Origin of the sequence: Streptomyces sp. UNOC14_S4 (assembly GCF_020740835.1) — a bacterium.
GTDB lineage: Bacteria > Actinomycetota > Actinomycetes > Streptomycetales > Streptomycetaceae > Streptomyces.
On the sequence record NZ_JAINFC010000595.1, the window covers coordinates 1 to 4204 of the forward strand.

3 protein-coding genes are annotated in these 4204 nt (G+C 73.6%); all 3 read left to right on the top strand.

Going from position 1 to position 4204, the window contains the following annotated elements; all coding sequences use genetic code 11:
- The coding region (locus K6I34_RS32760) for an MFS transporter (RefSeq protein ID WP_229331675.1) at positions 1-1135 on the top strand (1135 nt) is incomplete at its 5' end.
- A 13-nt stretch (positions 1136-1148) separates the two neighbouring features.
- Entirely contained in the window at positions 1149-2357 is a 1209-nt protein-coding gene (locus K6I34_RS32765; protein WP_229331676.1) for an anhydro-N-acetylmuramic acid kinase, read from the top strand.
- Between the two features lie 23 nt (positions 2358-2380).
- Positions 2381-4204 (top strand): prenyltransferase/squalene oxidase repeat-containing protein (locus K6I34_RS32770; protein ID WP_229331677.1); only part of this gene is annotated, 1824 nt, incomplete at its 3' end.

The following is a 4204-nucleotide window of genomic DNA, read 5'->3' on the forward strand; positions in this document are numbered from 1 at the left end:
GTTCGCACTGGCCTTCTTCTTCCGGCCGGTCGGGGCGGCGCTGTTCGGCCGGGTGGGGGATCGGGTCGGCCGGCGGCCCGCGCTCGTCCTGTCCGTGCTCCTGATGACCGCGGCCACCGCCGCGATCGGACTGCTGCCCACCCGCGCCACGCTGGGCGCGGCCGCGCCCTGGGTGCTCACCTCGGTACGCGCGGTCCAGGGGATCTCCGCCGGTGGGGAGTTCGGCGGCGCGGTGTCGCTGATGACGGAGTCCGCTCCGGTCGGCAGGCGCGGGCTGTACGGGGCCTGGCAGTCGTTCACCGTCGCCCTGGGGCTGCTGGCCGGGGCGGGTCTGGCCGCCGTGACCGCGACGGCCGTGGGCGAACGCGCGCTGTACGACTGGGGGTGGCGGGTGCCCTTCCTGCTCGCGCTGCCGCTCGGCCTGGTGGCGCTGTGGCTCCGGCTGCGGCTGGACGGGGCGGCGCCGGGGCAGGCGCCGGAGCACTCCGCCGGTCCGGTCCCGACGGCTCAGGCGGCTCCGGCGCGAGAGGTCGCGCCGCGAGAGGTCGTCCGGGCCGTCGTGCTGGGCATCGGGCGCGTCATGGGCTGGTCCGCGGCCGGTTACGCCTTCCTGGTCGTCCTCCCCTCGTACCTCCAGGACACGCTGGGGGCCACGTTCCGGCAGGCACTCGTCGCCACCTGTCTGGCCAACCTCGGGTTCGCCCTGTCCATCCTCCCCGCCGGGGCGCTCAGCGACCGCGTCGGGCGTCGGCCGGTCGTCACCGCCGGGGCCGGGCTCGTCGTGCTCCTCGCCTTCCCGCTGATGAGGGTGGTCCAGGAGGACGGCGTACCGCTCGCCGTCAGGGGCGGCGCGCTGTTCCTCGCCGGGGCCCTGGTCGGGCTGATGGCCGGTCCCGGCCCGGCGATGCTGGCGGAGATGTTCCCCGCCAGGCTGCGCTGCACGGGGCTGGGGCTGGCCTACGCCCTTGCCAACGCCGTCTTCTCGGGCTGCGCCGGTCTCGTCATCACCGAACTGCTCCACCGCACCGCGGACCCGGACATCCCGGCGTACTACGCCATGGCCGCCTGCGCGGTCAGCGGCGTGGCGCTGACGACACTGCGCGCCGACGACCACCGGCGCGCCCTGCGGGGCTGACGGGAGCGTGGCCATGCGCGTGATCGGGCTGATGTCGGGCACCTCGTACGACGCGATCGACGCCGCTGCCGCCGACCTGTGGGCCGAGGGCGACACGCTGTACCTGGCGCCCCTGGGCGAGCTCGGCGAGCCGTACGACGAGCGACTGCGCGCCGAGCTCGCCGCCGCGCTGCCCCCGGCGCGTACCGGCATGGAGACCGTGTGCCGCCTGGACACCGGGATCGGCCGGGCGTTCGCCGAGGTCGCCGCGCGTGCCGACCGTGAGCTCTGCGGCGGCCGGGCCGAACTCGTCGCCTCCCACGGCCAGACCGTCTTCCACTGGACGGAGAACGGCCGCGTCCACGGCACACTGCAGATCGGCGGGGCGTCCTGGATCGCCGAGCGCACCGGGCTGCCGGTCGTCTCGGACTTCCGCTCCCGCGACGTCGCGGCCGGGGGACAGGGCGCGCCGCTGGTCGCCTTGTTCGACGTCATGTGGCTGCGCGACCGCCCGGGCCGCCCCGTCGCCCTGAACCTCGGCGGCATCGCCAACGTGACCGTGCCCGGCGAGGCACCCCTCGCCTACGACACCGGGCCGGGCAACGCCCTGATCGACGCGGCGGTCCGCCACGTCAGCCACGGCCGCCTCGCGTTCGACGCGGAGGGCGCCCTGGCCGCGCGCGGGAGGGTGTGCCCTCGTCTCCTCGAACCGCTGCTCGCCGAGCCGTACTACGCACGGCCCGCCCCGAAGACCACGGGCAAGGAACTGTTCCACCTGCCCTACCTGCTGGCCGCGCTGGCGCGAGCGGGGGCCGTCCCCGCCGAGGACGTCGTCGCCACGGTCACCGCCCTCACCGCGCGCACCGTCGCCGACCAGGTGCGGGCGCGCGGGGCCACGGAGGTCGTCGCCTCCGGCGGCGGCACCCGCAATCCGACGCTGATGCGCATGCTGGGCGCGGAACTGCCGGGCGTTCCGGTGCGCACGTCCGACGAGTTCGGCGTCCCGTCCGCGGCCAAGGAGGCGTACGCGTTCGCGGTACTGGGCTTCCTGAGCGCGCTCGGCCTGCCCGGGACGCTCCCGGCGTGCACCGGCGCCCGGCAGGCCCGCGTCCTCGGCTCCCTCACTCCCGGGGCCGGACCGCTGCGCCTGCCGTCCGCCCCACCGGGACCGCCTCCTGCGCGCCTACGCCTCGTGAACGGGCGGCTGTTCACCTCATGGAGTGGTGAGCCTTTGTCCCGTTGATGCGCATGCTCCAGCATGGGGACATGGCAGACGAACTACGCGAACGGGTACGGAAAGCCATTCTCACCGACATGTGCAACCTCGCGGGAACCCAGGAAGACGACGGCAGTTGGCACTACGCCTACGGCGGCGCGACCTTCCTCCTCCCGATGTACGTGGCCCTGCGCCACGTTTCCGGGCAGCCCGTTCCGGCCGCCCGTGCCGCTCGGATGCGGGATCACCTGATCTCGTGCATCGGGGACGACGGAGGCATCGGGATGTACCCCGGAGGGCCCGGCACGGTGTTCACCTCCACCCTCGGGTACGTGGCCCTGCGCCTGCTCGGAGAGGAACCGGGAGCCGGTCACACGACCCGTCTGCGCACCTGGCTCCACGAGCACGGCACCCCCCTGCGCTCGGCGTCCTGGGGAAAGGTCGTCCTGTGCGCGATGGGCCTGTACGAATACCGGGGGCTGCATCCGCTCACCCCGGAGAGCTGGCTGCTGCCCCGGTGGGCGCCGCTGCATCCCCGTCGGCTGTGGTGCCATGCCCGCCAGGTGTACCTGCCGATGGCGTGGCTGTACGGACGCCGGGCGGCCGCGTCGGCGGACGACGGACTCGTGAGGTCCCTGCGGGCCGAGCTGTACGCCAGACCCTACGAGCACATCGACTGGGCAGCACACCGCTCCAGCGTTGCCCCGTGCGACAACTACCGCCCGCTGTCGGTCGAGTTCAGGACCCTCTCGGCCCTGCTGAGGCTCTGGGAACGGCTGGTCCCGCGCCGGGTGCGCGGCCGTGCCCTCGCTTGCCTGGAGCGGCACATCGACTACGAGGACGAGGTCACCGGCGGGCTGCGCATCGGCCCTGTCAACGCGGTCCTCAACACTCTCGTCCACCACTTCCGCGAGCCCGGCGGCGAGCGCTTCCGGACGGGACTGGAGGGCTTGGACGCGTACGTGTGGGACCGGGAGACCGCGATCGACATGCAGTGCTACAACTCCTCGCAGCTGTGGGACACGGCCTTCACCGTGCAGGCACTCGCCGCGGGGGACCGGGCCGTCGAGGGCCGGACCGGGCATGGCGTGCTGCGTGCCGCACTCCGCTTCATCGACAGCCAGCAGATCCGGGAGGAGCCGCCCGAACAGGACCGCTTTCACCGCGACCCGTCCCGTGGCGGCTGGCCGTTCTCCACCCGCGCCCACGGCTGGCCGATCAGTGACTGCACGGCCGAGGCCCTCACCGCGGTCCTGCACTGCCACGCGTCGGTACTGGAGCCCCTGGACCCGGGGCGGCTGGAGGAAGCCGTACGGCTGTTGCTCGCGTGGCAGAACCCCGACGGCGGCTGGCCCACCTACGAGCGCGTCCGCGGCGGGCGATGGCTCGAACGCCTCAACCCTTCACAGGTGTTCGACGACATCATGGTCGACTACTCGCATGTCGAATGCACCGCCTCCTGCCTCCAGGCCCTGTCGGCGGCACGCTCCCGGCTCCCGTCCTTCTCCGGCTCCGCCGCCATCGACCGTGCCGTGCGCGCGGGCCGCGATTTCCTGCTGAAAAGCCAGCGCGCGGACGGAGGCTTCGAAGGCAACTGGGGCATCTGCTTCACCTACGGCACCTGGTTCGCCGTGCGCGGCCTGCTCGCGGCAGGAGTACCACCCACCGATCCCGCCGTCGAGCGCGCGTGCGCCTTCCTGCTCTCCTTGCAGCACGAGGACGGCTCCTGGGGCGAGTCACCGCTCAGCTGCACGCTGCGCCGCCCTGTCCCGTCCCGGGAGGGGAGAGCGGTGATGACGGCCTGGGCCGTGCTGGCCCTGTCCGCCGCCGGGCGTGGGGGCCATCCCGCGTGCGTGCGGGGCGTCGAGTTCCTG

Coding starts and splice junctions, on each gene's coding strand:
- K6I34_RS32765 (WP_229331676.1), top strand. CDS start 1,149: ATGCGCGTGATCGGGCTGATGTCGGGCACCTCGTACGACGCGATCGAC.